The organism is bacterium (genome assembly GCA_027622355.1).
Lineage (GTDB): Bacteria > UBA8248 > UBA8248 > UBA8248 > UBA8248 > JAQBZT01.
On the sequence record JAQBZT010000199.1, the window covers coordinates 1 to 5653 of the forward strand.

At 66.0% G+C, this 5653-nt stretch carries 7 protein-coding genes; 1 reads left to right on the forward strand and 6 read right to left on the reverse strand.

Annotated features, from left to right (window positions below; genetic code table 11):
- The 5 genes from O2807_11190 to O2807_11210 form a co-directional block, all read right to left on the reverse strand.
- Positions 1-447 (reverse strand): Ldh family oxidoreductase (locus O2807_11190; protein MDA1001062.1); only part of this gene is annotated, 447 nt, incomplete at its 3' end.
- Positions 444-1052 carry a hypothetical protein gene (locus O2807_11195; protein ID MDA1001063.1) on the reverse strand — a complete coding sequence of 203 codons (609 nt, stop codon included), beginning with the start codon at positions 1050-1052 and terminating at the stop codon, positions 444-446. The genes O2807_11190 and O2807_11195, both read right to left, overlap by 4 nt.
- On the reverse strand, positions 1021-2238 hold the full coding sequence (locus O2807_11200; protein ID MDA1001064.1) for a UxaA family hydrolase: 1218 nt from the start codon (positions 2236-2238) through the stop codon (positions 1021-1023). The genes O2807_11195 and O2807_11200 overlap by 32 nt, the downstream gene beginning before the upstream one ends.
- A gap of 30 nt (positions 2239-2268) precedes the next feature.
- Positions 2269-2562, reverse strand: a complete 294-nt coding sequence (locus O2807_11205; protein MDA1001065.1) for a UxaA family hydrolase — start codon at positions 2560-2562, stop codon at positions 2269-2271.
- A 121-nt stretch (positions 2563-2683) separates the two neighbouring features.
- Positions 2684-3733 carry an Ldh family oxidoreductase gene (locus O2807_11210; GenBank protein MDA1001066.1) on the reverse strand — a complete coding sequence of 350 codons (1050 nt, stop codon included), beginning with the start codon at positions 3731-3733 and terminating at the stop codon, positions 2684-2686.
- Positions 3734-3892: 159 nt separating this feature from the next.
- Between O2807_11210 and O2807_11215 the strand changes: the two genes are divergently transcribed.
- Positions 3893-4681 carry an SDR family oxidoreductase gene (locus O2807_11215; GenBank protein ID MDA1001067.1) on the forward strand — a complete coding sequence of 263 codons (789 nt, stop codon included), beginning with the start codon at positions 3893-3895 and terminating at the stop codon, positions 4679-4681.
- A 184-nt stretch (positions 4682-4865) separates the two neighbouring features.
- On the opposite strand, the gene O2807_11220 is transcribed toward O2807_11215, so the two are convergent.
- Positions 4866-5653, reverse strand: a 788-nt coding sequence (locus tag O2807_11220) for a metal-dependent hydrolase (protein ID MDA1001068.1), incomplete at its 5' end; no start/stop codon positions are given.

The following is a 5653-nucleotide window of genomic DNA, read 5'->3' on the forward strand; positions in this document are numbered from 1 at the left end:
GTGCGGCGGAAAGACGCGGATCGCGTTGGTGGTGCAAAGGCCCACCATGCCGCTTTCCAAGGCCATTTCCGCGTAGAGGGCGGCGGCGCCGAAGTGGTTGCTGTTCTTCACGATCACAACGCCGACGTTGTGCGCCTCGGCGCGCTGGATGCACTCCGCCATGGCGCGCCGGGCGACCACCTGGCCCATGCCGTTGTCGCCGTCGAACAGTGCGAGGGCGCCTGCGTCCTTTTCGACTTTCATCCGGGGCCGCGCGTTCACCCAGCCCGCCTCGATGCGGGGGATGTAGTTGGGGATGCGGATGACGCCGTGGCTGGTGACGCCGCGCAGCTCCGCCTCGACGAGGGTGTCGGCCACCCAGGCGGCGTCATCCGCCGGGAGGCCCGCCTTTTCGAAAAGTCCCGAGACGAATTTCCGGAGCGTATCGGCGGAAAGAGTTTGGCTCATGTGCGCACTCGCTGAAGAAGGTAGGCGCGTCCGCGCCGGATGTGTTCGCCCCGATCCACTTCGCTGAGAAAGTCCATGCGCGAAATGGACCAGCGATCGACGGCCGGGAGCGGGGTGATCTCCCAGCCGGGGGCGCCCCGCAGCGCCGCCCCGCCGGTGAAGCCCTCCCCGGTCTGGACGATGGCCAGGTAGGCCCCGACGCCGGGAGCGCGCAGAACTTCCTCCTCCGCCCCCGCATCAAACGGCAGCCAGGAGGAGAGCACAAAATCGGGCCGGTATCGCGCGAGCGCCGCCGCGGCGCCGAGCGCCTCGATGTCCTCGCCCCCCTTCGGGTCGGTCATCCGTAGAGAGATGCCGCGCGTGCGGAGCATGCGGCCGAGCGTGCCGCACCCCGCGCCCAACTCGAGGGGAAGCTCCGGGCCCATCTCGCGGATGGCGTCCGCCAGGGCATCTGTCCATTCCCGGGTGGGGAACTGGTAGATGCCGCGCGCCTCGCAGTAGGCGAGCCAGCCTTCCCCTCGCTCCTCGCGCGCGAGGCTGACGAGCGCTTCCTCGTAGGCGGGAAGCGTCATCTCAAACGCTGGGCCCGATGCGGTTGATCGCAAATGCGTTGTCCTCATGGAGAATCTCCGCCTTGGTCATCTTGCCGCTCGCCACATCGAGCACCTCGTTGTAGAGGCGGAGCCCGGCCGTCTCGATGGGGGTGCCCTCGAAGATGTCCGTGACTTCGACGTCGGTCGTATCGCGCTGGAGTCTCGCCGAGACCGGATTTCCGGTGACGCGGATGGTGCTCATCAGCGGATGGTTGATGGTGTGGCCGCCGCCGGTGGAGAAGATGAGCACCTGGGCGCCGCCGGCGCAGATGCCGGTGATGGACTCGCCGCCGTGGCCGGGGGTGTCCATGACGTGCAGCCCGCTGGTGCGGCTCGCGCGCTTGGCCCAGGGGATCACGTCCACGATGGGGGCGGTGCCCGCCTTCTGGATCGCGCCGAGGGATTTTTCCTCGATCGTGGTGAGGCCGCCCTCCATGTTGTCGCCGGTGGGCTGGCTGCCGCGCAGATCGACGCCGCAGGCAAGGATGCGCGCTTCCATCTCCTCGACCATCTTCCAGATTTTCTTGCCGAGTTCCGGGCGCACGCAGCGCGAGGCCAGAACGTCCTCGCCCCCCATCATCTCGGTCGTCTCCGCCAGCAGAGCGCGCCCGCCGAGACGCACCACGTTGTCCGTCACCCAGCCGGTCGCCTTGTTGTGGGAGAGGCCCGAGGTCGTGTCCGAGGTGCCGCAGTTGAGGCCGAGCAGCAGCTGGCTGACCGGCACTTCCGCTCTCCGCTCGTTCGTGATCTCGCGGAGCATCTCCATCCCGATGCGGGTGGCCTTGGCGGTGGATTCGATCGCGCCGCCGCTCAACCGGATATTGACTGCCTCGACGCGTTTTCCGCTCTTGGCGATGGCGTGGGCGATCTCATCGGCGGTGCAGCCCTCCTCGCGGTGATGGTCGATCACGATGACGCCGGCGGCGTTCGCATTGATGCCGTGGCCCACGAGGGTCTCGAAGGTGCGCTGGAGGTCGGGCGCGATCTGGCACCGGCCGAGGGGGTGGGTGATGGCGACCGCGTTCCGCAGCGTCCGCGCGACGCGCTCGCAGGTGGGATTGGCGTACAGGGTGCCGCTCAGGACAAGCAGGTAGTTCCGGGCGCCGATATCGCCGTTCTCCCGGGGGTAGCCCCACCAGGTGCTCCGCAGCCCGGGGGTGCGTTTCGCCGCGCGGCGGGTTTTCGCTTTCGTTGCCATTTTCGTTTGCTCCTATGTGGGCCGGGCCGGCTACGCGAGGTCGCCGCGCCCGCGGTTGCTTTCGAGATTGTGGACGTGGATGTAGTCGCCCACCTTGATGTCCTTCGTGGCGGAGCCGATCGAGAGCCCGTACTTCAGACAATGCGCGCCCTTCGGGATGGGTTTGACGCAGATTTTGTGGGCGAAGGGAATGGCCTGGTTGGCCTTGATGGCTTCCCCCTTTTTCCCGTTGCGCATGAGCTGGACCTTCTCGCCTTTTTTCACCGCCTCGATGCAGGTGGCGACATGGTCCGTCTTGTCGATGATCATGGCCGTGATGGGCATGTGCCCCTCCTCAAATTCTTTCCAAGAGAAAACGCAAATTTCTTCGTAAATATGCAGGGATATATGTTTGCGGCTCAAACTTTACGGGAGGTTGGGGTTTCGTTCAAGAAAGGCCGGGGTTTTATCCGGAAGGAAGCGGCGCGATTCCGAGTTCGGAGGCGATTCGGGCCAATTCCTCGAATAGGGGTCCTTTGAGCGCCACGCCGCGCGCGAGGGACTCCTTGTACCTCCGGTGGGAGGCCTCGCCCGGGATTCGGATCTCATCGAAGCCGCCGGCCCGCTCGGACGCTTTCAGGCGGCGCACCGTCTCGTCCACCGCCCCCTTGTAGTTCTCGCCCAGGCTCTGCGTGGGGTCGATGGCGATGGCCAGGAGGGGGAGGGAGAAGGGCTGATCGGCATCCACCCAATCGGGCTGGTCGGCGTCGAAGCCGTTTCCGGTCAGAGCGGCGGTCAGGAAGCTGAACATGAGCGAGAGGCCGTAGCCCTTGTGATCCCCGAGGGGGAGCATCGTACCCTTTGCGGCGAGGGCGGCGTCGGTCGTCGGGTTGCCCTCCGGATCGAGGGCCCACCCCTCCGGGATGTCCTCGCCCGCCTTTGCGGCGAGGAGGACATAGCCCCGCGCCACCTTGCTGGTCGCCATGTCAAAAATGATGGGAAACTCCTGGCGGGAGGGGATGGCGAAGGCGATGGGGCTGTTGCCGAGCATGCGCCCGCGCCCGCCCCAGGGGGCGAGGTTGGCCGCCGCGCCGCTGATGATGATCCCGATCATATTCTGCTGGAGCATCATGGCGGCGAAGTAGCCGATGTGGCCGGTGTGGGAGGTGCGCCGGATGCCGGCGGCCCCGATGCCGTTTTTGGCCGCCTTGTCCATGGCGGCCTCGACCGCCTGGCGCGCGACGACGGCGCTCATGCCCATGTCCCCGTCGAGGAGCGCGTAGCCGGGGAGGTCGGAGAGGGTTTTGACCTCCGGCCGGGGGTTCACGGTTCCCTTCCGCAGCCGCTCGGCGAACACCCCGAAGCGCACGCAGCCGTGTGATTTCACTCCCCGGAGTTCCGCGTCGAGCATCTGGCTGGCGCACTTTTCGGCGTCCGCCTCCGGCAAACCGAGGGCGGCGTAGGCCCGCCTCAGGAAATCGTGAAGCACTTCCGCGGCAACGATGGCATCCGGCATATCGGCCTCATTGAGGAGGGGAGCTTCGCTTGGCGCACGATGCAATCGGTGCTACATGTATTGCATCGCACATGGGGAAATAGTCTGCCTTTCAATATGGAAGGCGGCAAGTCTGTACATATCTCTTTTTTGCTCCGGTATCGGAATGGGAGAGAAAAAATGGATCTGGGTCTAAAGGGCAAGAGGGCAATTGTAACGGGCGGAAACCGCGGAATCGGCAAGTGCTGCGCGCTTGCGTTCGCGAAGGACGGGGCCCGCGTCTGCGTGACGGGCCGGGATCAAAGCCTTCTGGACGAGACGGTGAAAGAGATCAACGCGGCGGGCGGGGAGGGCTACGCCGTAGCAGCCGATCTGACCGATGCCGGCGCGCCGAAAAAAGTCGTGGACGCCTGCGTGCAGAAATTCGGCGGTGTGGACATTCTCGTCAACTCGGCGGGTGCGGCGAAGGGCGCCGATGTTCTCGATCTCTCGACGGATTTCATCGATCACGCCCTGGGGCTGAAGCTTTACGGCTATCTGCAGATGGCCCAGGGGGTCGTCCCCCACATGAAGAAGAACGGATGGGGGCGCATCGTCAACATCGCCGGCGGCGCGGGCGCGACCCCGGCGCGGGGCAACCTGCCGACCAGCTTCGCCAACATCACCGTGCTGAACATGACGCGCGCCCTCTCGGACGCGGTCTCGGGCGACGGCATTATGGTGAACACCATCTGCCCGGGAATGACGAACACCCAGCGGGCGCGCGATCTGATGCAGGGCCGGGCCGACAAGGAAGGAAAGAACGTGGAGGAGGTCTTGAAGGATGTCGGCAGCAAGCTGCCCGCGGGCCGCATCTGCGAGCCCGAGGAGATTGCCAATGTCGTGACGTTTCTCACTTCCGAAGCCTGCACCTATGTATTCGGCAGCTCGGTCTACATGGACGGCGGGGGCCGGCGCGGAACGCCGTAGCGGTGCCATCCAGACGCGCTTCCCTTGGCCCCTTCCCCCCACGGGGGAAGGATGGGATGGGGGTGGTGTTAAAAGAGGCCCGGAAAAGAGAACCGGCGGGGCGGTTGCGGGATGCTGCGGGATAATGCGGGATTTTTTGCGGCGCGCCCGCTGCCCCGGCAAACCGCCTGTCTGGAACTCGCGGCTAGACCTCGACGCTTCCTCCCGGCTCCAGGACGGTGATCTTCGTCGAAAGGCCCCGCTTGCTTACGGCCTCTTGAAACTGCGCGGGCGTTCCGGTCAGGGGCGGGAAGGTGGAGTGGTGGATCGGGACGACGTGTTTCGCGCCGAGGATCTCGCAGGCCTTCGCCGCCTCGGCCGGGTCCATCGTGAACCGGCTCCCGATGGGGAGGAGGCACAGGTCGGGCGCGTAGATCTCCGCGATGAGGGCCATGTCGCCGAAGACGGCGGTGTCGCCCGCGTGGTAGACCCGTTTCCCGTCCTCGAAGGTGAGCACCAGGCCGCAGGGCTCGCCGGCGTAGGTGCCGGGGCTGCCGAAGCTCGAGCTGTGCATGGCGTGGGTGAGGGTGACTTTGATGCCGCCGGCATCCACCGTTCCGCCCTTGCCCATGGCGACGCCGTGGCCCTCGGCGAACTTGCCCTCGGCGGCGAGGAGGTTGACCAGCTCGTAGGGGCCCGCCACCGGGCAGCCGCCTTTCTGATAGACAGGGAGGATGCCCGCGATGTGGTCAAAGTGCCCGTGGGTGACGAAGATGTTGTCCACCTTCCGGGGGGCCTGGAAGTCCGCCGGGCAGCGGGGGTTTCCCTCGAGCCAGGGGTCGATGTAGAAGGATTTTCCGCCTCCTGTGGTTCCGAAAAAGCTGGAGTGTCCGAGGTAGGTCAGCGTGGCGCCCATGAAAGCCTCCTGTTCGTCTCGATGAATGCCATCCGGGGCCGGAGTTCCGCTCCGGGCCGCCTTGGCGCGCAAACGCG